Annotated in this window: 24 protein-coding genes; 8 read left to right on the plus strand and 16 right to left on the minus strand. The window is 46.4% G+C overall.

Annotated elements, in window-relative coordinates; genetic code table 11:
• Nucleotides 1-33 precede the first annotated feature (33 nt).
• On the plus strand, nucleotides 34-294 hold the full coding sequence (gene rpsT, locus VV1_RS02485) for a 30S ribosomal protein S20 (RefSeq protein WP_011078599.1): 261 nt from the start codon (nucleotides 34-36) through the stop codon (nucleotides 292-294).
• A 122-nt stretch (nucleotides 295-416) separates the two neighbouring features.
• Here rpsT and VV1_RS02490 read toward each other — a convergent pair whose 3' ends face one another.
• Nucleotides 417-713: an ArsR/SmtB family transcription factor gene (locus VV1_RS02490; RefSeq protein WP_011078600.1), complete on the minus strand. Its 297-nt coding sequence runs from the start codon at nucleotides 711-713 to the stop codon at nucleotides 417-419.
• Nucleotides 714-841: 128 nt separating this feature from the next.
• Nucleotides 842-1,732, minus strand: coding sequence for a transcriptional activator NhaR (gene nhaR, locus VV1_RS02495; protein ID WP_011078601.1), 891 nt, complete (start codon nucleotides 1,730-1,732; stop codon nucleotides 842-844).
• Between the two features lie 381 nt (nucleotides 1,733-2,113).
• Between nhaR and VV1_RS02500 the strand changes: the two genes are divergently transcribed.
• On the plus strand, nucleotides 2,114-3,262 hold the full coding sequence (locus tag VV1_RS02500) for a Na/Pi symporter (protein WP_013572391.1): 1,149 nt from the start codon (nucleotides 2,114-2,116) through the stop codon (nucleotides 3,260-3,262).
• 119 nt (nucleotides 3,263-3,381) lie between these two features.
• Nucleotides 3,382-4,530, plus strand: a complete 1,149-nt coding sequence (locus VV1_RS02505) for a flavohemoglobin expression-modulating QEGLA motif protein (protein ID WP_013572392.1) — start codon at nucleotides 3,382-3,384, stop codon at nucleotides 4,528-4,530.
• A gap of 58 nt (nucleotides 4,531-4,588) precedes the next feature.
• Here VV1_RS02505 and VV1_RS02510 read toward each other — a convergent pair whose 3' ends face one another.
• The 5 genes from VV1_RS02510 to rppH are packed head-to-tail and all read right to left on the minus strand — an operon-like array spanning nucleotide 4,589 to nucleotide 9,870.
• Nucleotides 4,589-5,440 (minus strand): thymidylate synthase, encoded by an 852-nt coding sequence (locus VV1_RS02510; RefSeq protein ID WP_011078604.1) that lies wholly within the window; start codon nucleotides 5,438-5,440, stop codon nucleotides 4,589-4,591.
• A gap of 9 nt (nucleotides 5,441-5,449) precedes the next feature.
• The gene (gene lgt, locus VV1_RS02515) at nucleotides 5,450-6,265 is read right to left on the minus strand and encodes a prolipoprotein diacylglyceryl transferase (protein ID WP_011078605.1); all 816 of its coding nucleotides are present in this window, start codon (nucleotides 6,263-6,265) and stop codon (nucleotides 5,450-5,452) included.
• Nucleotides 6,266-6,304: 39 nt separating this feature from the next.
• A complete protein-coding gene (locus tag VV1_RS02520) occupies nucleotides 6,305-7,096 on the minus strand; it encodes a sulfite exporter TauE/SafE family protein (RefSeq protein ID WP_011078606.1) in 792 nt (263 codons plus the stop codon).
• 6 nt (nucleotides 7,097-7,102) lie between these two features.
• The gene (gene ptsP / locus VV1_RS02525) at nucleotides 7,103-9,349 is read right to left on the minus strand and encodes a phosphoenolpyruvate--protein phosphotransferase (RefSeq protein ID WP_011078607.1); all 2,247 of its coding nucleotides are present in this window, start codon (nucleotides 9,347-9,349) and stop codon (nucleotides 7,103-7,105) included.
• Nucleotides 9,350-9,351: 2 nt separating this feature from the next.
• On the minus strand, nucleotides 9,352-9,870 hold the full coding sequence (gene rppH / locus VV1_RS02530) for an RNA pyrophosphohydrolase (protein ID WP_011078608.1): 519 nt from the start codon (nucleotides 9,868-9,870) through the stop codon (nucleotides 9,352-9,354).
• 618 nt (nucleotides 9,871-10,488) lie between these two features.
• Here rppH and mutH point away from each other — a divergent pair.
• The gene (gene mutH / locus VV1_RS02535) at nucleotides 10,489-11,172 is read left to right on the plus strand and encodes a DNA mismatch repair endonuclease MutH (RefSeq protein ID WP_011078609.1); all 684 of its coding nucleotides are present in this window, start codon (nucleotides 10,489-10,491) and stop codon (nucleotides 11,170-11,172) included.
• Here the strand turns inward: mutH and VV1_RS02540 are convergent.
• Nucleotides 11,159-11,470 (minus strand): hypothetical protein, encoded by a 312-nt coding sequence (locus tag VV1_RS02540; RefSeq protein WP_011078610.1) that lies wholly within the window; start codon nucleotides 11,468-11,470, stop codon nucleotides 11,159-11,161. The two genes, mutH and VV1_RS02540, sit on opposite strands and share 14 nt — an antisense overlap.
• A gap of 208 nt (nucleotides 11,471-11,678) precedes the next feature.
• Between VV1_RS02540 and VV1_RS02545 the strand changes: the two genes are divergently transcribed.
• Nucleotides 11,679-12,713, plus strand: a complete 1,035-nt coding sequence (locus tag VV1_RS02545) for an NADP(H)-dependent aldo-keto reductase (protein WP_011078611.1) — start codon at nucleotides 11,679-11,681, stop codon at nucleotides 12,711-12,713.
• 39 nt (nucleotides 12,714-12,752) lie between these two features.
• Here VV1_RS02545 and VV1_RS02550 read toward each other — a convergent pair whose 3' ends face one another.
• The 7 genes from VV1_RS02550 to xerD all read right to left on the minus strand — a co-directional run bounded on the left by VV1_RS02550 (nucleotide 12,753) and on the right by xerD (nucleotide 21,376).
• Nucleotides 12,753-13,004, minus strand: a complete 252-nt coding sequence (locus VV1_RS02550) for a hypothetical protein (protein ID WP_011078612.1) — start codon at nucleotides 13,002-13,004, stop codon at nucleotides 12,753-12,755.
• A gap of 511 nt (nucleotides 13,005-13,515) precedes the next feature.
• On the minus strand, nucleotides 13,516-14,850 hold the full coding sequence (vpsR, locus tag VV1_RS02555; protein ID WP_011078613.1) for a cyclic-di-GMP-binding transcriptional regulator VpsR: 1,335 nt from the start codon (nucleotides 14,848-14,850) through the stop codon (nucleotides 13,516-13,518).
• A 198-nt stretch (nucleotides 14,851-15,048) separates the two neighbouring features.
• The gene (gene lysS, locus VV1_RS02560) at nucleotides 15,049-16,581 is read right to left on the minus strand and encodes a lysine--tRNA ligase (RefSeq protein ID WP_011078614.1); all 1,533 of its coding nucleotides are present in this window, start codon (nucleotides 16,579-16,581) and stop codon (nucleotides 15,049-15,051) included.
• A gap of 32 nt (nucleotides 16,582-16,613) precedes the next feature.
• Nucleotides 16,614-17,712 (minus strand): peptide chain release factor 2 gene (prfB, locus tag VV1_RS02565; RefSeq protein WP_096325347.1). Its coding sequence is split into 2 segments (ribosomal slippage): nucleotides 16,614-17,636 and nucleotides 17,638-17,712, totalling 1,098 coding nucleotides; the frame shifts between segments, so codons are not numbered across the junction.
• A 143-nt stretch (nucleotides 17,713-17,855) separates the two neighbouring features.
• Complete coding sequence (recJ, locus tag VV1_RS02570; RefSeq protein ID WP_011078616.1) at nucleotides 17,856-19,595, minus strand: single-stranded-DNA-specific exonuclease RecJ; 1,740 nt, start codon at nucleotides 19,593-19,595, stop codon at nucleotides 17,856-17,858.
• Between the two features lie 51 nt (nucleotides 19,596-19,646).
• On the minus strand, nucleotides 19,647-20,432 hold the full coding sequence (gene dsbC / locus VV1_RS02575; protein WP_011078617.1) for a bifunctional protein-disulfide isomerase/oxidoreductase DsbC: 786 nt from the start codon (nucleotides 20,430-20,432) through the stop codon (nucleotides 19,647-19,649).
• A gap of 26 nt (nucleotides 20,433-20,458) precedes the next feature.
• Nucleotides 20,459-21,376, minus strand: a complete 918-nt coding sequence (gene xerD, locus VV1_RS02580) for a site-specific tyrosine recombinase XerD (protein ID WP_011078618.1) — start codon at nucleotides 21,374-21,376, stop codon at nucleotides 20,459-20,461.
• A gap of 159 nt (nucleotides 21,377-21,535) precedes the next feature.
• On the opposite strand from xerD, the gene fldB reads away from it, so the two are divergent.
• Complete coding sequence (gene fldB, locus VV1_RS02585) at nucleotides 21,536-22,054, plus strand: flavodoxin FldB (RefSeq protein ID WP_011078619.1); 519 nt, start codon at nucleotides 21,536-21,538, stop codon at nucleotides 22,052-22,054.
• Nucleotides 22,055-22,165: 111 nt separating this feature from the next.
• Here fldB and brnQ read toward each other — a convergent pair whose 3' ends face one another.
• A complete protein-coding gene (gene brnQ / locus VV1_RS02590) occupies nucleotides 22,166-23,479 on the minus strand; it encodes a branched-chain amino acid transport system II carrier protein (RefSeq protein WP_011078620.1) in 1,314 nt (437 codons plus the stop codon).
• A gap of 308 nt (nucleotides 23,480-23,787) precedes the next feature.
• Here brnQ and VV1_RS02595 point away from each other — a divergent pair, with 308 nt between their 5' ends.
• On the plus strand, nucleotides 23,788-24,507 hold the full coding sequence (locus VV1_RS02595) for a tRNA1(Val) (adenine(37)-N6)-methyltransferase (RefSeq protein ID WP_011078621.1): 720 nt from the start codon (nucleotides 23,788-23,790) through the stop codon (nucleotides 24,505-24,507).
• A gap of 108 nt (nucleotides 24,508-24,615) precedes the next feature.
• A complete protein-coding gene (gene srmB / locus VV1_RS02600; RefSeq protein WP_011078622.1) occupies nucleotides 24,616-25,842 on the plus strand; it encodes an ATP-dependent RNA helicase SrmB in 1,227 nt (408 codons plus the stop codon).
• Nucleotides 25,843-25,854 lie beyond the last annotated feature (12 nt).

The following is a 25,854-nucleotide window of genomic DNA, read 5'->3' on the forward strand; positions in this document are numbered from 1 at the left end:
GTCACCGAACTAAAGTTTTTGGGAGTTAGACCCTTGGCAAATAACAAATCTGCTAAGAAGCGCGCTATCCAAGCTGAGAAACGTCGTCAGCACAATGCTAGCCGTCGTTCAATGATGCGCACTTACATGAAAAAAACTGTTGCTGCAATCGCTGCTGGCGATAAAGAAGCTGCAACTGCTGCATTCGCTGTAGTTACACCGATCCTAGACCGCATGGCGACTAAAGGCCTTATTCACAAGAATAAAGCAGCTCGTCACAAGTCTCGTTTCGCTGCACAAATCAAAGCTCTTTAATAGAGTCTCGATTCAGTGAAAAAAGCCGGCTTTATGCCGGTTTTTTTATTGCTATCAAATTACCCATATAAAAAAGCTGGCTTGTAAGCCAGCTTTTCTTTTCTACACGGCACGCAAAAGCATTATTCTTCGCAATAAAGACTGTGCAGCAGTTTAATCATTGCTTTTACTTCTTCACTTTTCAGAGTGTAGTAAACCGTTTGTGCTTCTTTACGCGTGGTCACCAAACCATCACGACGCAACCATGCCAGATGCTGAGACAATGCAGACTGACTTAATTGCAATTTGGCACAAAGTTCCCCGACCGATAGCTCTTGATTGTGTAGCATGCATAAGATTTGCAGGCGTCTTTCATTGGCCATGGCTTTGAGTAATACGACAGCTTTAGCAGAATTCTGCTCCATATCTTTTAAGTTCATGTGTTGGTCCTCTAGCTACAACTCACATGTCCCAACGGTTGTTGCAGATAGTTGTGTTAAACAATTTTATAATTTAGGTTTATATTTTTGTAGATAGTAATCTATTTGGGGTATTCAAGGGAACGGTTTCATTCAAACAATTGGCTAAAATCTGCGTCACATACATTCTTTACTGCGGGATGTTGAATCATACGCTCAGCAAAGATCACGTAATACTCTTCTTTGAGATCGTCAACATGGCCAATGAGTTGTAAAGTCAGATCTTCTTCGATTTCTGAGATATAGACGGTCGGGGCAAGGAAAATGACGTCATCATGGTAGCGAGCAAAGGCTTTCATTAGGGCCACATCATCAAATTCCCCTAAGACATCAGGTTGAATCCCTTGGCGATCAAACCACTGTAAAACCTTACGCCCCATCGCTGTTCGGCTCCCAGGAATCAACAGTTTTTTCTGCTCCAAAATTGCGGGAAATTCAGCATTATCTATTTTGGTGGAAGAGAAGAAACTCATGCTCGACTCACCCAGTTTCTTACTATATAGGCCGGGACTTTGTGTCGAGTCGACAGGACAATCAGACAGAATCATGTCGAGCTTGTGTTGTGCCAAACGTTCCAGCAGCAATTCGTGCGTCGATTCGTAACAACATAAGTGGATTTTTTTGTCTTGAGGTACAGTGGTTTTCAGCACCTTACTCACTAGCCGTTTTGACAACGCATCAGCAACACCGACTTCAAATAGAATATTGGCATGCTGGCTATAGTTGACGATATCGAGCATTTCGTAACTTAAACCGAACATACGGTCAGCGTATTTGAATACCAATTGCCCAAGCTCAGTGGGTTCAACGGTACGGCCGTTTCGCTTTGTCAGCTTGCCTTTCATGCGATCTTCTAGCGCTTTGATCTGTCCAGTCACCGTTTGTGGCGTGAGAAACAGCGCGTCTGCCGCTTTAGTAACGGAACCTTGCTTACAAACCATCCAGAAATAGTAGAGGTGATTATAATTGAGATGTGACATAACCCTTCCTTAAAAGAAACCACTGCCGTCCCTGAGAACGTGACAAATATGACAGACGTCGCCAATTATATCGAAAAAACCGAATTTAAAACGCAATAACATTAAAAAAAACAGAACCAATCAATTTCATATTGTCATATTTTGTGACATACCACCCACTAATTGAACCAAAAAACAACCGCTTGAGATGAAGTAAAAAACAACTAAAAATCAAAAACTTAATGATGAGTTATTTTTATTTCAGCAAATTAATCCGAGCTCAACGGTGAAAATATCCAGATGACACCGAATTGTCATATTACTGAAATATTTCATCTCTAGTATCGGCCTCAGTTTCAACAACAGACCAAACTGAGATTTAGACGGTCAATGGAGAAAATTATGATGAACCAAGCTACTACGGCAGCAACGCCAATTTCGAGCACAACTCGTTGGCTTCGCTGGGCTAACTTGGCATTCATGTTATACCTGCTACTTTTAGCAGTATCTATGGTAGGTAGTGGTTTTAAACTGGCTACTGGCGATCAAGCTAAAGTACTTTTTGAGTTTGCCTCACACCCTGTTGCGGGCCTAATGATTGGTCTTGTGGCGACAGCTCTTATTCAATCTTCCAGTACTGTGACCTCGATTATCGTCGGTTTGGTCGCTGGTGGCTTACCAGTAGAAACTGCAATCCCTATGGTTATGGGTGCAAACATTGGCACCACAGTAACAAACACCTTGGTTTCTCTTGGCCACGTACGCTGTAAAGAAGAATTCAAGCGCGCTTTTGCAAGTGCGACAATTCACGATTTCTTCAACCTACTTGCGGTTGCCATCTTCCTTCCTTTGGAAATGATGTTCGGCATTCTAGAGAAAGTGTCTCACTGGCTTGTGTCACCACTATTGAACACGGGTGATATGAGCATGAAAGGGTTTGACTTCATCAAGCCAATTACCAAACCTGTCGTAAGTGCAGTGAAAGGTCCACTAAGCACATTTGGTGATACTTTTGCAGGTGTTGCGCTGATTGTACTGGGTATCGCTACCATCTTCGTTGCTATCACGGTGATGGGTAAATTGATGAAGAGCCTAATGGTTGGCCGCGCTCGTGACATCCTGAAGAACGCAATTGGCCGCGGTCCTATCCACGGTATCGTGTCAGGCTCTATCGTAACGGTGTTGGTTCAGTCTTCATCAACAACAACCAGCTTAATGGTTCCACTCGTTGGTACTGGTGTACTGAAAGTACGTGATGTTTACCCATTCACTCTGGGTGCGAACATTGGTACTTGTATTACCGCACTGCTTGCAGCAACGGCAGTTTCTGGTGAGTTTGCTGTGTTTGCACTACAGATTGCTCTCGTCCACTTAACCTTTAACGTGTTAGCAACTCTGTTCATCTTTGGTATTCCGTTCTTACGCGAAATCCCAATTAAAGGTGCAGAATTCATTTCAGAGATGGCGATTAAGAACAAAGCGGTGGTTGCTGGGTACCTACTTGCAGTATTCATCTTCATCCCAGGGTCGATTCTGGCACTAACGGCATAGAACATTGAAATACCGGAAAAGGAGAGCAAATTGCTCTCCTTTTTTGTTGCTGAAGCAAAGGTTTTCATTGGCAAAAATCGTTGGCTGATACACACTGAAGAAAAACAGCGGTGTACGCAATGATGGAACATAAAGAGAACCAACAACGGTTAGAAGCGGCAAGAAAGATTGACGACCAACTTTCTCTACTTGTTGAAAACATAGACATTTTGAGCAGTGTCACGCCGCAAAACTACAAGGAAGAGCGGCAGCTCTTTTTTGATAATCGCTTTTCCATTGAACCCAGCTTTACCTACAAAGATCAAACGTTTGATGTTCATCAAGCTAAGCGAAATCTTTACTCTCTTCCCATTGAAAACATCGACAGCGTGAAGCTACGTGCTCTGTACGCGGAAGTGATCCAGTCTTATGCAGACAAACTCGATCAACTTTGTTCCATCGGTAATGCGGAGTTTCTCTATAACTCACTGCGTTATTATGGTGAACCGAGCAGCAAAGATATCCGTAATGCCAATTTTTTATTGCATCTTCCCATTGAAGAAGAAGCCTCCCAGCGCCACGATTGCCATGAAATCGCCGCCTTTATGCAGCAGTTTTGTCAGGATCATGGCTATACAGGGGAGATTGAGATCAACAACAGCATGATTGCTAATGCGCTGGTCTCGGGAACCAAAGTGAAAATTAATGCTTCGGCCAGCATCACCACGAAAGAGATGCACGCTCTTGCCCATCATGAACTCGGTGTTCACTTGCTTACGACGTTGAACGGGCGAGCCCAGCCGTTGAAATTACTCAGCTTGGGTTGCCCAGTAAATACGACCACACAAGAAGGATTGGCTATTCTCTGTGAGTTTCTCTCTGGGCATTTTAGTCTCAAACGCCTTAGAACCTTGGCTCTTCGAGTTATTGCTGTCGAATCGATGATCAAAGATCGAGATTTTCGCAATACCTTTTTACTGCTCAAAGAGCAGTATAAAACGGATGACATGACAGCATTTACGATTACGGCTCGCGTCTATCGTGGCGGTGGTTATACCAAGGATTATCTCTATCTACGCGGCTTTAGAGAAATCCTCAATGCCTATGATCAGCTCGGCGACGATTTTAATTTGTTGCTCGCAGGCAAAACAGAAATACGCTATTTCTCCACCATCAAGTCGCTGGTCGCAGATGGCCTCATTCAGCCACCAAAATTCATTAGCCCAGCCATCGCCAAACCCGCCCCAGCGGATCCTATCTATAAATTTGTCGCCAATGCGCTCAAATAGCACAAACGCTGTAGGTAACAAAAAAGGGCTCTAGGAGCCCTTTTCAACCATCGTGATGTTATACCGAGAATGGGTACTGGATTGGGTCATGATGTTCATACCCTTCTACCCAGAAATCATCCAAAGTGACCCAAGTTTCCAGATCTTCCAAAGATTTGATCTCAGGGTTGATGTGGAACGTTGGCGCTTGTAACGGTTCTCGCTTGAGTTGCACATCACGCATCAGTGCTAACTGATCTTCATAGATATGTGCATTAACAATCTTATGGAATGCTTGGCCCGGTTTCTTGCCCGTAATCTGTGCCATGATCGCCAAGAACACATACACCTGGACCATGTTGAAATTCAGCCCCAGTGGCACGTCACACGAACGTTGTGTGCTATTGAGGTATAACGTATCACCCAGCAATGAGAAGTGATGACTGTACATACAAGGGCGCAAACAACCCATATGAAATTCACCTGGGTTGTAGAAATTGAGGATCTCCCCGCGATCGTCTACTCCGCGCGTCAGGTCATCGACAATTTTACGCAATTGGTCGATATGACCACCATCAGGCTTCGCCCAAGCTCGACCTTGTACGCCGTAGACACGGCCCATGTCATCTTCGCCTTTGCGATATGGGTTATTCAACCAAGCATCATTGAGATTGGCGTTCGCATCCCAGGTTTTCGTACCTAACTTGCGAAAATCTTCCGCATTGTCATAACCTCGAATGTAGCCAAGCAACTCTGCAACCGCCGCCTTCCAGAAACTCTTACGCGTGGTAACCAAAGGAAACTGATTGTTGGCAACATCGTAGGTTAAATCCGCGTTGATCACAGTAAGGCAGCGCTTACCGGTACGTTCATTTTCAACCCAGTGCCCTTCATCAACGATGCGACGGCACAATTCTAAATATTGTTTCACTTCAATTCCTTACTTCACGGTTACTTTGTCTTGATAGTGGCCACGTTTATAAGCCCAAGCCATCAGCGCCAATCCACCAATAATCATCGGTGACGACAAGATCTGTCCCATTGAAATGAAACCACCAAACAGACCCAGTTGCGCATCCGGCTCACGCACGTATTCAACGAGGAAACGGAATGTACCATAACCAGCAAGGAATAAACCAGATACGGATCCTAAAGGTCTTGGTTTGCGGATAAACCAGTTGAGGATAAAGAACAGCACCACCCCTTCTAATGCCATCTCATACAATTGCGAAGGGTGGCGTGGTAGTGGTCCGCCGGTTGGGAACACCATCGCCCAAGGCACATCGGTCACTCTGCCCCAAAGCTCGCCGTTCATAAAGTTGCCTAAGCGCCCTACCCCTAAGCCAAATGGCACTAACGGAGCAACGAAGTCCGCCACGCCAAAAAAGGTTCGGCCATTTTTCTTCGCGTACCAGAGCATAGCCGTAATGACACCCAGCAAGCCGCCATGGAAAGACATGCCACCTGTCCAGACTTTAAAGAGGTAAATCGGATCAGCGAGGAAGAGATCGAAGTTATAGAACAGCACGTACCCAATGCGACCACCCAGCACAACGCCTAGGAATCCAGCGAACAGCAAGTCCGAAACTTGCTCTCGCGTCCAGCCACTGCCCGGTTTGTCTGCTCGGCGATTGGCGAGCCACATCGCAAACAAAAAACCAAATAGATACATCAACCCGTACCAACGAACTGAGATGGGTCCTATCGAGAAAAAGACGGGGTCGATATTAGGAAAAGGCAGGTAACCCTGAGACATAATGAAGTACTCTTAATCATCAACTTTGAAATAACGCGGCTAGACTAACATGCTGAGCGCGACAAACATTAAAAATAACGCAAAGATTTTTTTCAGCTTTGCCGTTGGAAGCGTGGTGGCCCAGCGAGCACCAATTCGAGTGGTTAGCATTGAGGTTCCTGCAATCGCCAGCAGGGCTGGTAGATAAACATAGCCCACACTGTAATCAGGTAATGAAGCGACGCTGTAGCCATGCAGGATGAATCCCGTCATCCCCGCTATCGCAATCACACAACCGCATACCGATGAGGATCCAACAGCTTTGCGCATTTCAACGCCGTGTCGGTTAAGAAACGGAACCGATAAAGAACCACCACCGATCCCTGCTAAACTCGATACCACTCCGATACCTGTACCATACAGCATGGTGACTGGGCTGCTTGGCATTGCGCGGGTTGTCGTCACTCGAATCGAGCGGAACATTTGCAGTGCCAAGAATAAAACGATAACCCCAAACACTCTCGGCAAATATTGGGTTGGGATCCATTCGGCGATATTCGCCCCGACAAATCCACCAATCACCACTCCCGGCATCAGCCACTTCACGACAAAGATATCCACGTTGCCCAATTTGAGATGATTTAACGCTGAAGAGCCCGAGGTAACAATAATACTGGCTAAAGACGTTGCTAATGCCATGTGCATGCTCAATTCTGTGGGAATTCCAGCCCACGGCAATAAGTAAAGCAACGCAGGCACCACAATCAAACCACCACCGATGCCTAATAACCCTGCCATCACGCCAACAAACGCACCCAGCACCAACAACACACTTAATAATTCAAACGTCACAGCAACCTACTTCTTACCTGCACGGATAAAACCGGCAAAATCATGATTAATAAAATAATCCCGCATCAACTGGTGAATATCCTTGCCATAAGAAAGCGACAAAGCTTGTTGAGACAAGGCTTGTAAATCGCTCAATTGGCTATGGCGAATCAAATATTTGATCCGCGCGACGTTTGAGGTGTTCATGCTCAAACTACGGTAACCCAAACCAAGTAGCAGTAATGCGCCAAATGGGTCTCCCGCTAACTCGCCACAAATACAAACGGGTAAGTGGTATTGTCCACACTGCTGATAAATCTGCTGCAGGGCTTGCAATACCGCTGGATGCAACGATTCATAGACATCAGAAACTCGTGCATTGTTCCGATCCACAGCCAATAAATATTGCGTTAAGTCGTTTGTCCCCACCGAGACAAAATCCACGCGCTGAGCAATTGATGGAATCAAATAGACCATCGAAGGGACTTCAATCATCACGCCAATTTGTGGCATCACCACGCGTTCATCCAGCAACACGACCTCATGATAAGCTTGCTGAATCAAACGAATGGCGTCATCAAGCTCTCCGACACCAGAAATCATCGGCAAGAGAATACTCAAATTGCCATGCTCAGCACTGGCTCGTAACATGGCTCGTAACTGGATAAGGAAGATGTCTGGATGATCTAGGGTAAAACGGATCCCACGCCAGCCTAAAAAGGGGTTATCCTCTTCAATAGGCAGGTAAGGCAGCGGTTTATCACCGCCAATATCTAAGGTGCGCATCACCACTCGCTGCTGAGGATAACTACTTAAAATAGCGCGATATTGCTGATATTGCTCATCCTCAGAAGGAAAACGATGTTGCAAGAGAAAAGCAATTTCAGTGCGATATAATCCCACACCATCCACACCCGCGTTGATCGCGATATTACTGTCGGCGCTCAAGCCCGCGTTGAGTAATACCTCGACGTCGACGTTATCCTGAGTTTTCGCGGGCAGAGCAAGCTCCTTGTTCACCATCGCGAACAATTCACTCTCTTCCGTTACAAGGCTGCGGTACTCACGCAAAATCTGGCGATTAGGCTGAATATAAATCTCGCCGGAGTAGCCATCGACGATCCCCTGCTTGCCATGCACCTCTTCCAGATTCAGGTTCGCCCCCATGACAGCAGGCACTCCTAGCGCTCTGGATAAAATCGCAGCGTGGGAGTTCGCCGCGCCTTCTAATGCCACCACTGCCAACAGGTATTTTTTCGGTACAGACGCCAAAAGTGAAGCGGTGAGTTCATTGGCAACCAAAATTACCGGTCGCTCAATTCTTGGCTGCTCTTGCTCACTGTTGTGTAAAAAGAACAGTAAACGCTGACCTAACTCACGAATATCATGCGCTCGCTCTCTCAGGTAAACATCCGACATTCGTGCAAAGCGACTGGAATAGCTTTCGACCACTTGACGCAATGCCCAGTCCGCGCGATCTCCGCGCTCCACATGCTTTTTCAAGTCTGTACGTAACATAGGATCGTTCAGCAAGTGCGTGAAGAGATCGAATATGGCCAGCGCATCTTTATTGATTTCACTGTCGAACTTTTTGCGCATACGGCGAAAATCCGCCAACGCGGCTTCAATCGCAACAGCTAACCACTCTTGCTCTCGCTCTTTATCGAGTGTCGAGGCTGGGCACACCTCCGACAATATCGGCTGTGAATTGTCATACCAAAACTCGCCAATTGCGACCCCACTTGAAGCGGCAATGCCCTGCACCGCAGCAGGTTTAGACGCCAATGACCAATGGCCAAGACTTTGTGCATGCGCAATGATGACGGCTAACTGAGCGGATAGAGTGACAAGGAAGGATTCTTCCATCTCGCTGAAAAGTCGTGGGGTTTTCTGCTGGATAACCAGCACGCCCAATACTTTTTTACGATGGATGATCGGCGCACCTAAAAACGAGTGATACGTTTCTTCGCCTAACTGAGGAAAATATTTAAAAGCGGGATGCTTCGAGGCTTCGGCTAAGTTAAGAGGCTCGGCGCTGCGTTTCACTAAGCCAACCAAGCCCTCTTCAAACTGGATGTGAATACTGTCGCCATGAAAAGTCAGGCCTTGCGTTGCCATTAGCTCTAGTCGTTGCCTTTCTTCATTCGCCAGATAAATCGTGCAACACTCTGTGCTCAATGCTGTGCAAGTTTCTCGTACCAACGTATTCAATGCTTGGTGAACATCCTCGACACGAGAAACCTTTTCAACTATCTCCCTGAGTTGACTCAGCATGGTTATCCTCTTCGTTTAACTTTTTTACCTTTCAATTTACGTTCGCGAAAAGGCATGGCTAACGATGCAAATTCCTTCATCGCTCGGCGATAAACGTCTCGCTTAAATGAAACCACCTGACGCACAGGATACCAATAGCTAACCCAACGCCAACCATCAAATTCAGGAGAGCTACCTTTTTGCATATTGATCTTGGATTCATCGCACTCAAGACGCAAAAGGAACCATTTCTGCTTTTGGCCGATACAAACAGGCTTAGAGTCCCAACGAACCAGTCTCTTTGGTAGCTTATATCTTAACCAATGACGACTGCTCGCAATGATCTTAACGTCTTTGTGCGTTAGACCGACTTCTTCATACAACTCTCGAAACATTGCTTGTTCCGGAGTCTCACCATCATCAATCCCCCCTTGAGGAAATTGCCAAGAGTGTTGCCCGTATCGCTTAGCCCAGAAGACCTGACCATGGTTATTACAAATCACTATACCAACATTTAGCCGGTAACCATCGCCATCTATCACTGGCTAACCTCTAAGATAAGTTTTTTATTACAGTGATTTTTCCACATATCCCCAACAGTAGCAAACTTACTGATGTGATATAGCTAAGATTTATCGTGTTTCAGACCCAATTGAATAACTTTTCAGCACAAAAACAGTTATCAACACAAGTTTGAGACACAGACCACATTTATTCACCTTTTCTGTGAATAACTTTGTGAAGAATAACTTCTTTTCGTCAATGATAGTTTCATCATCACTCACTCATAAACATTACCTCTTTCCAAAAATAAAAAATAGCCTTTAATATTCAATCAATTAAAAATACAAACAAGATCTTTCAGCAAACTAACTCTTGATGATCTTTTGACCACAAACAGATCGGTCAAAGATCATACAACGCCTATTTTATCCACACTCAAAGTTTTAAAAATGACTAACATCACCAAAAATCAAGCAAAATATCGCTTACCATATACTGTTTATTGATCCATGATTTTACTTTTCACCTTTGAGAACGCCCCTTTCTGTGGATAACTTATTAATAGATCAAAACACCAGCAATGATGATCCTTGAGCGTATCGCTTCGATCCGATTCTTTGTTACCATATCGCTTTCCCATTATTACGGCCTTGGTTATGAAACCCATTCCACAAACAGAAGCAGAACTGCTCCAACGAGCGAATCAAATTGCAGGTTGTAGCTTCGCCGAGTTGGCAGAAGAAGCGAATATGGACGTTCCTCTGGATCTCAAACGCGACAAAGGTTGGGTGGGGCAACTTCTTGAGTGGCACTTAGGCGCGCCTGCTGGCAGTAAACCACAGCAGGATTTTTCCGAACTGGGTATTGAGTTAAAAAGTATTCCCGTCAGTTATAGCGGCAAACCGCTTGAAACGACGTTTGTCTGCGTAGCACCACTGACGGGTGTGCATGGATTAACGTGGGAAACCAGTCATGTGCGCAATAAACTCTCCCGCGTGTTATGGATTCCGGTTGAAGGGGAGCGAGAAATCCCACTGGCAGAGCGTCATGTCGGTACACCACTGCTTTGGTCTCCCAATGACGAGGAAGAAATATTACTCAAAAATGACTGGGAAGAATTGATGGAGATGATCGTGTTTGGTCAATTTGATCAAATTTCGGCCCGACATGGCGTGGCTCTTCATCTCAGACCAAAAGCCGCGAATAGCAAAGCACTCACCGAAGCGTATAACATCAACGGAAAACCGATTAAAACACTGCCACGTGGATTTTATTTACGAACTCAGTTTACCGCTCAGATTTTGCAAAATGCCTTCAACTCATTGCTCAATGAGGAGTGAGTTGCAGTTCAATATCATAGTAAGAAGCCAATCGGTCGCTACCAACTTCTTCGTAGACGTTATGTAAACGAAGATACGCTTTCTCCACCCCCAATCTCAGTAATTCTTCTTTCACTAAATCCAAAGACGAGAAATGCATCAATTCCTCCCCTTGTTTAATAGGCTCAAGATGATGTTTGTACTCTATGGCCAACAGATACTCATTGGCATCAGAGCAACCTATTACGAACATTTTAGGCGGCACATAATGATCATGATGTTTACTGTGTAGCCAAAGATCCAATTGATGTTTCTGCATAGCCTACCTCAATCCGATTTCGCGATTTGTCCATTAGGCTGTAAGTGTAGTCCATGATCAATATGGTAGGGCAAGAGAGAAGCTCGCTTAAGTTGATGAAATTATCAATTATGATATTGCATCTTCACCTCTTCTCCTGAGCGTTAAGTCGGCATAAGATGTTGAACAATAGGTAACCGACAATAAATCCAATTAACAAGGAAGTGCCATGCAATACACTAAGCTGCCCCATTCCACGCTTGAGATCAGCAAACTTTGCCTTGGAACCATGACCTTTGGTGAACAAAACTCTCAACAAGACGCTTTCGAACAACTCGATTATGCGGTCGCTCAAGGTATTAATTTTATTGATACAGCAGAAATGTATCCGGTACCACCAAAAGCACAAAGCCAGGGGTTAACGGAGCAGTTTATCGGTAATTGGCTAAGCAAAAGTGGCAAACGTGAAAAAGTCCTCATCGCCACAAAAATAGCCGGCCCTCGCAATGTTCCCTATATTCGAGACAACATGAGTTTAAACCGACGCCATATTCATACGGCGATCGATGACAGCCTAACGCGCCTACAAACCGATTATGTCGATCTCTATCAATTACATTGGCCTCAGCGTCAAACCAACTGCTTTGGTCAACTCAACTACCCTTATCCCGATGCGCAAGAAGAAGTGACGCTCATTGAAACGCTAGAAGCACTGAATGAACTCGTTAAAGCAGGAAAGGTACGTTATATAGGCGTGTCTAATGAAACCCCTTGGGGCGTAATGACCTTGCTGCGTTTAGCCGAAAAACACGACTTACCAAGAATTGTTTCGATTCAAAATCCATACAATTTACTCAATCGCAGCTTTGAAGTTGGTTTGTCCGAGATTAGCCACTATGAAGGCGTTCAGTTGCTTGCCTACTCTCCGATGGCGTTTGGCACGTTAAGCGGTAAATACCTCGATGGCGCTCGCCCAAAAGGCGCTCGCTGTACTCTCTTTGAGCGTTTTCAGCGCTACTTTACCCCGCAAGGGCTAGAAGCAACCAAAGCGTATGTTTCACTCGCCAGAGATTACGGCTTGGATCCCGCGCAAATGGCGCTGGCTTTTGTTAATCAACGCCCATTTGTCGCCAGTAATATCATTGGAGCAACGACTCTCGATCAGCTTAAAGCCAATATCGAGAGTCTCAATGTCAAGTTAGAAGATGAGGTGTTAAATAAAATACAGCAGATTGGTACCACCTACTCCAATCCATGCCCATAACATTGCGGGCTGTAACCACCAAGGTTACAGCCCTTTCGATTACGTCGGTATTCGCGCACTAAGCACACGGCGAATATGACGGATTCGACGCGCGACTTTGACTTCGTCCGGAGTGGTGTTTGGGTTCGCTCGACCACCTTCATCTAAACCAATGTCTCTTAGTAAGAAGGCGTTGTTCCAAGGAATTTCATAACTACTACGACGGACACGTTTCGCCCATTCACGTTCTTCACGTTTTAAATCGGCTTGAACCAAAATAGTGGCTAATTTCAAATAAATAGAGTGACGCATTATTTTTCTCCAAATAAAAATGATTGCTGAGAAAAATGACGTGCTTTCGGGTAGATCAACTCGTAGAGAGAGACACAAACTAAGCTGCCATTTTCCGCAGCTCAGTTAAATAACAATGAGGGTGCGGATTAACTAACCATTGATAGCGGTATCAGCGCCGATGCTGATAACCACACTCATCTCAGATGAATGAGCATCACGAAGAGCACAAACAGGTTGATTTGCATTCAATTTCAACATGTTAGCCCCCTTCAATGGTTTATTAATCCTAAAGTTTTGATGTGGTATAACTCGAAAGTTACGGTTAAATTGTAAGCAAAAACGGTTGCTAATCAATCACTTTTTCTCCAATGCAGCAATTACAAAACATCCTACTAAATGTCAGTTGCATATTGATTGGTTATAACATATTCACCTTAGCAATATGAGGTTGTTAGATGATTATCTGAATGTAAAAAGGCCATTCAATAGAATGGCCTCAAGCTTTGGGTGATTTAAACAGGATATTCCGCTACACCGTTTGTTCGGAAATCAAATTGTGTTTGTTTAGCAGTCGATACATCGTCGCACGTGAAACCCCCAATTCTTTGGCGGCATTAGAGACCTGACCAGAATGAGATTCCAGTACCAGCAATAGCGCATCGCGCTCACTTTTCTCACGGATATTTTTTAAGCTGCGTTTACTATCGCCACGTTTAGGAAGATCCAATTGCGGCACATCGATGATCACGCTATCTGACATCAAGACAGCACGCTTAATTTGATTCATCAGCTCGCGTACATTGCCAGGCCAGTAATAACGCATCAAAGCTCTCAGCGCTTCTTCAGAATAGCCTTTTGCCTGCGCGTTATACTCTTTTGAGTACTCTTGCAGGTAGTAACGAGCCAACAAGGTGATGTCACTGGCACGCTCTTTGAGACTTGGCACATTAATCCGCAGCACATTGATGTAGTGGTAAAGCTCTTCACTAAAATCCCCATCGATCAATGCTTTTTCAATATCGGAAGCATTCGCCGTCAAAATGCGGACATTGACCTTCTTCATACCATCGCTGGTTTCTATCGTTCCTTCTTGCAAGAAACGAAGAAGGTGCAGTTGCTGAGTTTTGGAAATGGTTAGAATGTCATTAAACAGCACCGTGCCACCATCAGCCTGCTCTAGTATTGACGGCCCTGCATTTGCGTCAGCCCCAATGCCAAAAACATCCGCTTGAAAACGTTGCTCGCTCATTGCACGACATTTGACAGAAAAGAATGGCTTCATCGCACGCGATGAGATTTTATGAATGGCTCGAGCGACCGTTTCTTTTCCTGAGCCATTTTCCCCATTGATCAGAATGCTCACATCGGTAGGACCAATGCGTTTAATTTGATCGCGTAGGCGCTTCAAAGGAACCGATTCCCCAATCAGTCCCATATCTTGATTATTGCCAAACGTCGGCCAAACCTTCTTCTCGAGCTTTAACATGCCCAATTGATGGCCTATCGTACTGAGCAGTTGCGCATCAGGGATAGGTGCGGTGAAAAAGTCGATACAAAAGTTAACGATAAACTGGCAAATCGTGTCAGAGCTGAGTTGCTGTTCACGAATAAAGGCGAGCCAGCGCACGTGCTTGTGTGTACTCACAAGATTAGCGATGCCATTGAGACTGAACTCATCATGGCTAAGGTCAACAATGCCGATGCATGGCCCAATATCTTCTAACAGCGCGTCCACTTTGCGTAAATCCGCACATTGATGGCACTTCCAGCCCACCTGCTCCAAAACGGACAACCAAGGCTCATAAGTACCACCAACCACTACCAATGACCCCGGTACAGAATCCATCTTAAACTGAGTAGCCATATACAACCCTTTCACTATTTCGATCGTTAGTTACATTATCGAGACTAATGATTCATAAGTCTGTTTCAAATATGAGACAGTTAATTAATTCTAGACTCAATTACTAATACTTGGAATGCAGGTAGCATTTAGTGATGTAAAAGGAATTCTGCTCGATAAAAAAAACCACCCGAAGGTGGTTTTTCAATCTATTTGCTCTTACGCCTGAGGACGCATCGCTGGGAATAGAATAACGTCACGAATCGTGTGCGTGTTGGTCAGTAGCATCACTAGACGGTCGATGCCGATACCTTGACCAGCAGTCGGTGGTAGGCCGTGCTCTAGTGCTGTGATGTAGTCTGCATCGTAGAACATGGCTTCGTCATCACCCGACTCTTTCGCTTCAACCTGTGCTTTGAAACGTGCGTCTTGGTCTTCTGCATCGTTAAGCTCAGAGAAACCGTTCGCCACTTCACGGCCACCGATGAAGAACTCAAAGCGGTCTGTGAAGAACGGGTTGTCATCGCTACGACGAGCCAGTGGAGAGATATCTGCTGGGTAGCCAGTGATGAACGTTGGCTGCATTAGCTTAGGTTCTGCTGTTTCACCAAAGATCTCTTCAAGAAGCTGACCACATGTCCAGAAAGGTTCGACTTCTACGTGAACCGATTTCGCGATAGAAACCATTAGGTCACGGTTTTGAATGTCTTCTTCCGTTAGCGCTTGGATTTGCGCGTGGTCTGGGTTGTAGTGCTTGATTGCTTCAAACATGCTCATGCGAGTGTATGTGCCACCAAACTCAACAGTATGCTCACCGTAAGGCATTGACGTTGAACCTAGAACTTCTAAAGCCACCGAGCTTAGTAGCTCTTCAGTTAGATCCATCAGATCTTTGTAGTCCGCGTACGCCATGTAGAATTCCATCATAGTGAATTCAGGGTTGTGACGTGGAGAAAGACCTTCGTTACGGAAGTTACGGTTGATTTCGAATACGCGATCAAAACCACCAACAACTAGACGCTTCAGGTATAGCTCTGGCGCAATACGTAGGTACATTGGCATATCTAGCGCATTGTGGTGCGTAACAAATGGACGCGCACTCGCACCGCCAGGGATCACGTGCATCATTGGCGTTTCAACTTCCATGAACTGTTTAGAGATCATGAAATTACGGATTGCCGACATCACTTTTGAACGTACTACAAACGCATTACGAGAATCTTCATTCACGATGAGGTCAACATAACGCTGACGGTAACGCATTTCTTGGTCAGTGAGACCGTGGAACTTCTCTGGCAGTGGACGAAGTGCTTTAGTTAGCAACTCGTACTCTTCCATGTTTACGTATAGGTCGCCTTTGCCAGATTTGTGCAGCGCACCTTTCACACCGATGATGTCACCGATATCAAGACCTTGGTATTTGTCTTTCAATACTTTTTGTACATCTTTGTCCGCGTAAGCCTGGATACGACCAGAAGTTTCTTGGATCACCAAGAATGGACCACGTTTCGCCATAACACGACCCGCAATAGCAACAACGTGGTTAAGTGCTTCTAGCTCTTCCTTACTCTTTTCACCGAACTCTTTTTGAAGGTCGCCAGCTAGGCTGTCACGACGGAAGTCGTTTGGGTGGCCATTTGCTTTGCAGCTCTTTCGGATTTGATCCAATTTTGCGCGGCGTTCAGCAATGAGCTTATTCTCTTCTTGTGCAGAGGCTTCTTGTACAGTTTCGTTTTGAACAGCATCAGTCATTTTCGATGTATCCTGTTTAGTCGGTGAAAAGCTTAAAGGCCTGATTTCAGGCTAGCTTCAATAAATTTGTCCAGATCACCGTCAAGAACCGCTTGAGTATTACGGTTTTCGACGCCCGTACGGAGGTCTTTAATGCGTGAATCATCCAATACGTAAGAACGGATCTGGCTACCCCAGCCAATGTCAGACTTAGCGTCTTCATTAGCTTGTTTTTCCGCATTTTGCTTTTGCAACTCAAGTTCAAACAGCTTAGCGCGAAGCTGCTTCATCGCTTGATCTTTGTTTTTGTGTTGAGAACGGTCGTTCTGACACTGAACCACGGTATTCGTTGGTACGTGGGTAATACGTACCGCAGATTCGGTGGTGTTTACGTGCTGACCACCCGCACCAGACGCACGATACACGTCAATACGGAGATCGGCAGGGTTAATGTCGATGTCGATGTTTTCATCAATCTCTGGGTAAACAAACGCAGAAGCAAAAGAAGTGTGACGACGACCGCCTGAGTCAAACGGAGACTTACGCACCAAACGGTGAACACCCGTTTCGGTACGCAACCAACCATAAGCATAATCACCGATAATACGTACGGTGACCGACTTAAGGCCAGCAACATCTCCTTCGGAGACTTCGATCACTTCGGTTTTGAAGCCTTTCGCTTCAGCCCAACGAAGATACATGCGAAGCATCATGCTCGTCCAGTCTTGTGCTTCTGTACCGCCAGAACCTGCTTGCAGGTCAATATAGCAATCTGAAGAATCGTGTGCGCCAGAGAACATGCGACGGAACTCTAGGCCCGCGAGCTTCTCTTCTAAAGCTTCAAGTTCTGGACCGATTTCATCAAAGGTCTCTTGATCTTCAGCTTCAATGGCCAACTCAAGCAAACCTTCAACGTCATCCACACCTTGATCAAGTTGATCAATGGTTTCAACAACCGCTTCCAGTGACGCACGTTCACGACCGAGAGCTTGCGCTCGATCAGGCTCGTTCCAAACGTCCGGTTGTTCAAGTTCTGCGTTAACTTCTTCTAGACGCTCTTTCTTAGCGTCATAGTCAAAGATACCCCCTCAGGACATTTGTGCGCTCAGACACGTCCTGTAGACGGTTTTTAATGGGATTGATTTCAAACATGTTGGCTCAACATTTTAGAGTAGAATTTAACCGAGGAATTCTACTCAAAAATGTGACAGAGATACAGGAAAAATTGGGAAGAAATTTGCCGAATCCTGAAGAGAAAAAAGGAGCGAGATTCGTTCTCACTCCTTTAATGACGGTTATCGAGCTTCGATGTGTTCAATCATCAATTGCAACGATTGATTGTTGCGAAACTCATTGATATCCAGTTTGTAGGCAAGGCGAACGGTTTTCACCGAGGCATCTGGCCAGCGACGTAAATCGACGTTGAAGGCGATCCCGTCAATCATGATGTTGGTTGGATGACCTTTGAATAGAGGCTCAAGCATCAATTTTAGATGTTTTTCGCCGACCAATTTCTGGTGTAGCACTTTAAATTCGCCATCAAAAATGGGCTCTGGAAATGCCTGCCCCCAAGGCCCCGCAGATCGCAGCAGCTCCGCAGTATGCATAGAAAACTCTTCAGGCTTGAGTTCGCCATCAGAAAGCACAATACCTTTCAGTGCGGCTTCATCCAATTCGCGTTTCACCAGTTGATCAAACAGCTGACTAAATCGTTCAAAATCGCACTCTTTGATGGTCAAGCCAGCCGCCATCGCATGACCACCAAATTTGAGGATCAAGCCGGGATTTTGTGTGTCAATCAAGTCCAGCGCATCGCGCATGTGTAGGCCAGGAATAGAGCGACAGGATCCTTTGATATACCCATCGCCACCATCGGCAAATGCAATCACCGGACGATGATATTTCTCTTTGATTCTCGACGCTAGAATGCCAATCACGCCCTGATGCCAATCACGCTGGAAAAGAGCCAAACCATAAGGCAACTCGCTGTTTTCGCCAAACTGCAGACGTTCACAAAACGCCATTGCCTCTTGCTTCATGCCCTCTTCAATTTCTTTACGAGTTTGATTGAGCCCGTCCAGTTCATGCGCCATACGACGCGCCGCGTGGATGTTGTTGCACATCAGCAATTCAACCCCAAACGACATGTCATCCAGACGCCCTGCGGCATTGATGCGCGGGCCCAGTGCAAAACCGAAATCTGCCGCCACCAAACGACGAGCATCGCGCTTGGCCACTTCAATCAAGGCTTGAATACCCGGACGCGCTTTCCCGGCGCGAATGCGCTGCAGGCCCTGGTGCACCAAAATGCGGTTGTTCTCATCCAGCGGAACAACATCCGCAACGGTGCCTAAGGCCACCAAATCCACCAGCTCCATCAGCTTCGGCTCTGCCATACCTTGCTCGGCAAACCAACCGCATTTACGCATGTGGACACACAAGGCCATCATCAGATAAAAAGCCACGCCAACCCCAGCCAGTGCTTTGGAAGGAAAAGCGCAGGTCTGTAAGTTTGGATTGACCATCGCATCTACCTCAGGCAACACTTGCCCGGGCAAATGGTGATCGGTCACCAACACTTTTAAGCCATGCTCTTTGGCATAACGCACCCCTTCAATGGAGGAGACGCCGTTATCCACGGTCATGATCACTTCAGCGCCCAAGGCGATAGCCTGCTCGACCACTTCAGGGCTCAAACCATAGCCATCTTCAAAGCGGTTGGGCACTAAGTAGTCGACATTGTTGCTGCCAAGCATGCGCAGGGCAAGCACTGAGAGTGCCGAACTGGTCGCGCCATCGGCATCAAAATCCCCGACCACAATAATTCGCTTCTGCTCACGTATAGCCTCAAAAAGCAGCTCAACGGCAAGTTCAATTCCGTGCAGTTTTTGGTATGAATGCAACCCTTTGACGGCAGTTTCCAACTGGCTTATGTCTTGAATACCACGGTTGAGATAGATGCGTTTGAGGATATCCGGCACACTGTCGGGCAAGAGGGAAAGATCGGGTTCTGGTCGTCGTTGTATTTCTATCATTAATTGAATAGAGCCCGCGGGTCAGACGCGCAGGCTCTGCTCCTTGAAGGTTTATTGTTGCTGTAAGCGCTCTAGCAGTTTTTCTGGTGGCAAGTAACCAGCAACCAGTTCACCATTTGGCAAGAAAATTGCAGGCGTGCCTGTAATACCGAGTTGCTGACCAAGTTGGTAATGTTGAGCCACGGTCTGCTTGCACTGTTGTAAATCATTTTTCGCTGGGGCAAATTTGCGGTTCACTTTAGCATCATGCATCGCTTCTTGCGGATTAGCGGCACACCAGATGCCCGCCATTTGTTCTGCCACTGGGCCCGTGCCACCTTGGCGTGGGTATGCCATGTAACGCACGGTGATACCTAAGTCATTGTAGCCCTGCATCTGGCTGTGTAGACGAACGCAGTAACCACAAGTAATGTCGGTAAACACTGTCACCACGTATTTTTCATCTTTGGCTTTGTACTCGATCGCGCTGTCAGCAAATTCGGCAATTTTCTTGGCGTTGAGCGGCGCTTGGCGTTCTGCAATCACATCCTTGTATTGACCATTTTCGTCAATGGCATACAAGGTTCCTGCGATAAAGTGGCTACCGTCATTAGACGCAAATAACACCCCGCCACTGGTTTGAATTTCGACTAAACCAGCCACATCCGAAGGTTGAATATCCATGATGTTCAGGCCCAGCTTGGAAAAACGAGCTTTGAGAGCCTCGCTATCAAAATGCGTGCTCGCCGCCACTTGTGCCGCTGGCTGAGCTGTTTCGACAGCTTGGCTTTCTTCAGCACCGCAGGCCGTCACAAAGAGAGGAAGAGTTAAAAGAGTTAATCGGCGTAATACGCTCATTAAAATCACCTTGTCGTTATTCCGCTTTAAGCACGCGGATGATGTTGGCTATGAATCTGTTTTAGTCGTTCTGTTGCCACGTGAGTATAAATTTGCGTGGTCGATAAGTCACTATGACCAAGCAGCATCTGTACGACCCTGAGATCGGCCCCATAGTTCAATAAATGGGTGGCGAAAGCGTGCCTCAAAACGTGTGGTGACAAATGATCAGTATCGATACCTGCAATCACCGCATAGAACTTGATGCGATGCCAAAAGGTTTGTCTGGTCATTTGTCTGGCACGCTTACTTGGAAACACCACATCCGAAGAGGTTTCACCCAATAACGCCGGACGACCTTGTTTGATAAAGGTTTCGATCCAGTCGATGGCATTTTCCCCCATGGGCACTAAGCGCTCTTTGCCACCTTTACCCGTCACCCGCACCACACCTTGACGCAAGCTGATGTTTTCCATGGTTAAACTCACCAGCTCGGTAACACGCAATCCCGTGGCATACAGTAGCTCAAGCATGGCTTTGTCACGCAGTTCCACCGGATCATTCGGATCGGGCGCATCCAATAACGCATCGACCTGCTCTTCACTGATGTCTTTTGGCAAACGTTGCGGTAATTTAGGGCTGACCAATAGGGCACTAGGATCATCGGCGCGCACTTTTTCTCGATGAAGATATTGAAACAGACGACGAATCGCTGACAACATCCGTGCTCTTGAAGTCTGCTTGTAGTCTTGATCCACCAAATAGCTTTGGTATTGCTGAAGCCCAGACAGGCTGATGAAATCGAGCCGATAATGATTCGCCTCCATCCACTGCAATAACTTCATCAGATCGTTGCGGTAAGAGGCCAACGTATTCTCTGCGAGGCCTCGCTCCATCCACATCGCATCGAGAAATTGCTCTACGTAGCCAAAATCTTGCATATTAACCGATGCCGTTTGTTGCATGGACACACCTTAAATCACTGTAAATCAACAGTGCTGAGAGTAAGACAGCCACAGATTTAATGCTATAAAAAATCCATTCGGACGCGATATTCGCTGCAATCCTCCGCAGAATCGAGGTAGAATTCGCCATCGCATGGCAAAACAGTACTGATAACGCAGATGAAAATCGGACTTTTTTACGGCTCAACCACCTGTTACACCGAAATGGCGGCAGAAAAAATGCGCGCCATTTTGGGGGATGACTTGGTTGAGATCCATAATGTCAAAGAGTGCGACCTCGCACAAATGGCAGACTATGACCTGCTGCTTCTTGGCATTTCCACTTGGGATTTTGGCGAAATTCAAGAAGATTGGGCTGCCATTTGGCACGATCTCGCCTCCTCACCAGTGCAAGGTAAAACCATCGCACTTTTCGGTCTTGGTGACCAAGAAGGTTATGGTGAATGGTATCTCGACGCGATGGGATTGCTGCACGATGAGCTTAAAGCGGTAGGTGCGGAGTTCATCGGCTATTGGCCAAATCAAGGCTACCAGTTTGAAGCCTCCAAAGCCCTCACTGAAGATGGCAGCCACTTTGTTGGCTTGGCGCTCGATGAAGATTCCCAATACGAATTGAGCGACGAGCGCATTGAAACTTGGATTGAGCAAGTTCTAACGGAATTTCACGACAAGCTGTAACGCTTAAGGCGAATTTTCTGAATCTCGCCGGTTTGTGAATCAGAAGTCAGCAAAAAGCCCGTCACATTGGACGGGCTTTTTATTGTCTTACGTTTTCTTAAAGTGCTGCGATTAAGCGGCTTCTTCAGCCAGTTCTTGACGAACAGAGCGGCTGACAAAGAACATACACACAATCGCCGTCATGGTTGGTAGCAACCACGCCATGCCCACTTCAAATAGCGGCAGTACTTTGAATGCAGACACATCCACGCCCGCCACTTTTGCTGCATCAATCAAGGCAAACAGCAGTGAAACAAGGATAACCACGCGGTACGCCACTTGTGGGTTTGGCAATTTCTTACGCACGAAAGTCAGTGCCACCAACGCAATGGCCACTGGGTATAGTGCAAACAGGACCGGCACAGACAGAGCGATAAGCTGTGCAAGACCAACATTCGCCACCACAGCACAAGCAACGCCATTGATCACAACCCACGCTTTGTATGAAAGCGGAGTCAGTGAGCTGAAGTAATCTGAACACGCTGAGATCAGACCAATCGCAGTGGTTAAACAGGCAAGCAGTACAATTACAGACAACACGATTTGACCATAAGGACCAAACAGCGCTTGAACGTATAGGCTGAGAACCACGCCACCGTTGTCTGCACCAGAGGCCACCGCCGCGCTCGTTGCGCCAAGGTAGAACAATGAGATGTAAACAAATGCCAGACCGGCTGCAGCAATGAAACCTGCGTAAATCAGGTATTTAGTCGTTGCAGAACGCTCCGTAATACCACGGCTGCGCAGCGCATCAACGATCAGCATACCGAACATCAGTGAACCAAACGTATCCATGGTGTTGTAACCTTCAAGGAAACCTTTGGTGAGTGGCTGTGTTAGATACTCACCTTGCGCAGCAAGCATTTCGCCCTGAGGATCAATAAATACCGCAAGCGCCAAAATAATCAGACCAACAAACAACGCCGGTGTTAATACCTTACCAATGATGTCAATCAGTTTGCCTTGCGACCAAGAAAAGAACATCGCCACCGCAAAGAAAAGGATCGAGAAAATGGTCAAATGCGACTGAAGCGCATCAACAAAGAAAGGCTTCACCGCCATTTCGTAGGCTACTAGGCCAGTACGTGGCGCGGCAAACGCAGGACCGATGATGATAAAAATCAATACCGCCATCAATGTTGCTGCTTGTTTAGGAAGATCTTTGGTTAAGTGATCCCAAGATCCACCAGCAACGGCAATGGCAATAATGGTGATCAAAGGAAGACCTACTGCCGTCACAAGGAAGCCTGACATCGCAGGGAACAGATGCTCACCCGCAAGTTGACCTGCTAGAGGAGGGAAAATAATGTTGCCCGCTCCCAAGAAAAACGCAAACAGCATAAAGCCGACTGCGATAATATCGGTTAGTTTTAAAGTCTGATTCACAGATAACCCTTAGAATAATTCTGAATGATGTTGTGTATGCATTCGCCGCTCTTGCGACCGACGATTGTGCTAATTTTAGGGGCGCATAATGACGAAATGACCACCAATTGGCAACCTTTAAGCCCGAAAACACTATATTAATTTATATAAGTGACAATATCACAGTGAATGTGACTGAGATCTAATTTGTATTTAGACAGATAACCTACACAATGCCGCATCAAAGCGATAACAGATAGAGAAATAATTCAAACAAATCCTTAACAATGGTTTTTCTATCTAGAAATAGAGAAAATGAAGAGATAAACATGAAGAGTGGCACATTAAAAACTAAAGGGTTCAAATTTAAACAGTTTTCAATCGCCAGCAGCAACTCAGGTATGCCTGTCAGTACTGATGGTGTATTACTTGGTGCTTGGGCCGACTTCCATCACTGCCAAAACCTACTCGATATTGGTACAGGGACAGGATTGCTTAGCTTGATGTGCGCTCAGCGATACGTACATCTTTCGATCACAGCCGTCGATATTGACGCGCATGCCATGGAAGCCGCACAAGAAAACTTCAGCCACAGCCCTTGGCACTCAAGGCTTCAGTTGCAACACGGTGACGTACTCAAGCTCAATTTTACACATCGTTTTGATGGCATTATTTGTAACCCGCCTTATTTTAATAGCGGCGAACAAGCCCAAGCGACGCAGCGCGCTACCGCCAGACACACCGATACTCTGGCCCACGATGCGCTGTTATTACGCTGCAGAGAATTACTCACCCCGAATGGCAAAGCCAACTTTGTGTTGCCACTGACCGAGGGAGAACAATTTCTGCAACTCGCTCAACAGCAAGGTTGGCACCTGCACCGGCTATGTCGTGTCAAGCCTAGTCCGAATAAGCCTGTTCATCGCTTACTGTTTGAACTCGGTTTATCCACGGCTACAACGAGTGAAGAGCATCTCACGATCAACGATGGATCGACCTACAGCGCAGCCTTTGTCAAACTGTGCCAGGATTTTTATCTCAAGATGTAGAAATAACGTGTGATCAAAATCACCGAACACTCTATAATATTCGCCCTTTTAAACTATTGCTGCCCATTGAACTTTGTATCTCAGGGCATTGCTTGTGGAGAACACGCTGTGATCAGAACCTTTGCCGATCTTGATCTTGACCCAAACTTGCTGGCTGCCATCGAAGAGATGGGCTACGAGCGTCCAACTCAAATTCAGGCAGAAGCAATTCCACAAGCCCTAGAAGGCCGTGATATTCTTGCTTCCGCTCCGACAGGAACCGGAAAAACCGCCGCATTTGTCTTGCCTGCGCTGCAATACTTGCAAGATTTTCCACGCCGTAAACCAGGACCAGCACGCGTTCTTATCCTCACGCCAACCCGTGAGCTAGCGATGCAAGTGGCCGATCAAGCTCGTGCGCTTGCCAAAAATACCAGTTTGAACATTTTCACCATCACAGGTGGTGTTCAATACCAAGAACATGCGGATATCCTTGCGACCACGCAAGATATCGTGGTAGCGACACCGGGCCGCTTGATGGAATACATCCAAGCAGAGCGCTTTGATTGCCGCGCGATCGAATGGCTGATCCTCGATGAAGCAGACCGCATGCTTGACATGGGCTTTGCTCCGACAGTGGATCGCCTATCTAACGAATGTCGTTGGCGCAAACAGACCATGCTCTTCTCTGCAACGCTAGAAGGCAAAGGGGTGGAAGGTTTTACCGCGGATCTGCTGAACGATCCTGCGGACATTGATGCTGAGCCTTCGCGCCGCGAGCGTAAAAAAATCACCCAGTGGTATTACCGTGCAGATAACATGGAGCACAAGCTCGCGCTACTGAAAGACATCATCAACAACCAAGCGGAACGTACGATTGTTTTCCTCAAAACACGTGAACGTCTGGCGGATCTACGTGCTCACCTCGAAAGCGAACAAGTCAATTGCGCTTGGATTCAAGGTGAAATGCCGCAAGATCGTCGTAACAACGCGATTGCTCGCTTCCGTGATGGCAGTGTGAATGTACTACTTGCAACCGATGTCGCAGCTCGTGGTATCGACTTGCCTGACGTGTCACACGTTGTAAACTTCGACATGCCACGCAGTGCCGATGTTTACCTTCACCGCATCGGTCGTACCGCTCGCGCAGGTAAGAAAGGCAACGCAATCTCTATTGTAGAAGCCCACGACCAACCAATGATGGATCGCGTTGCTCGCTATGTGAAAGAGGATATTAAAGAGCGCTTTGTCAAAGAGCTTCGCCCTCAACACAAGAAGCCGGTGTTTAAGAAGAAAAAGAAAAAAGACGATAAAAAAACGTCAGTGAAAAAGAAAAGCACCAAAAAGAAAAAGTAATGGTTCGATAAC

It is taken from the genome of Vibrio vulnificus CMCP6, from assembly GCF_000039765.1.
Lineage (GTDB): Bacteria > Pseudomonadota > Gammaproteobacteria > Enterobacterales > Vibrionaceae > Vibrio > Vibrio vulnificus_B.

Bases quoted from the DNA above. Each gene is read 5' to 3' on its own strand.
- VV1_RS02595 (WP_011078621.1), top strand. From the start codon at position 23,788: ATGAAGAGTGGCACATTAAAAACTAAAGGGTTCAAATTTAAACAGTTT.
- dsbC (WP_011078617.1), bottom strand. From the start codon at position 20,432: ATGAGCGTATTACGCCGATTAACTCTTTTAACTCTTCCTCTCTTTGTG.
- mutH (WP_011078609.1), top strand. From the start codon at position 10,489: ATGAAACCCATTCCACAAACAGAAGCAGAACTGCTCCAACGAGCGAAT.
- VV1_RS02540 (WP_011078610.1), bottom strand. From the start codon at position 11,470: ATGCAGAAACATCAATTGGATCTTTGGCTACACAGTAAACATCATGAT.
- VV1_RS02505 (WP_013572392.1), top strand. From the start codon at position 3,382: ATGATGGAACATAAAGAGAACCAACAACGGTTAGAAGCGGCAAGAAAG.
- lysS (WP_011078614.1), bottom strand. From the start codon at position 16,581: ATGACTGATGCTGTTCAAAACGAAACTGTACAAGAAGCCTCTGCACAA.
- nhaR (WP_011078601.1), bottom strand. From the start codon at position 1,732: ATGTCACATCTCAATTATAATCACCTCTACTATTTCTGGATGGTTTGT.
- fldB (WP_011078619.1), top strand. From the start codon at position 21,536: ATGAAAATCGGACTTTTTTACGGCTCAACCACCTGTTACACCGAAATG.
- VV1_RS02490 (WP_011078600.1), bottom strand. From the start codon at position 713: ATGAACTTAAAAGATATGGAGCAGAATTCTGCTAAAGCTGTCGTATTA.
- vpsR (WP_011078613.1), bottom strand. From the start codon at position 14,850: ATGGCTACTCAGTTTAAGATGGATTCTGTACCGGGGTCATTGGTAGTG.
- xerD (WP_011078618.1), bottom strand. From the start codon at position 21,376: ATGCAACAAACGGCATCGGTTAATATGCAAGATTTTGGCTACGTAGAG.
- recJ (WP_011078616.1), bottom strand. From the start codon at position 19,595: ATGATAGAAATACAACGACGACCAGAACCCGATCTTTCCCTCTTGCCC.
- ptsP (WP_011078607.1), bottom strand. From the start codon at position 9,349: ATGCTGAGTCAACTCAGGGAGATAGTTGAAAAGGTTTCTCGTGTCGAG.
- lgt (WP_011078605.1), bottom strand. From the start codon at position 6,265: ATGTCTCAGGGTTACCTGCCTTTTCCTAATATCGACCCCGTCTTTTTC.
- VV1_RS02500 (WP_013572391.1), top strand. From the start codon at position 2,114: ATGATGAACCAAGCTACTACGGCAGCAACGCCAATTTCGAGCACAACT.
- VV1_RS02550 (WP_011078612.1), bottom strand. From the start codon at position 13,004: ATGCGTCACTCTATTTATTTGAAATTAGCCACTATTTTGGTTCAAGCC.
- VV1_RS02545 (WP_011078611.1), top strand. From the start codon at position 11,679: ATGCAATACACTAAGCTGCCCCATTCCACGCTTGAGATCAGCAAACTT.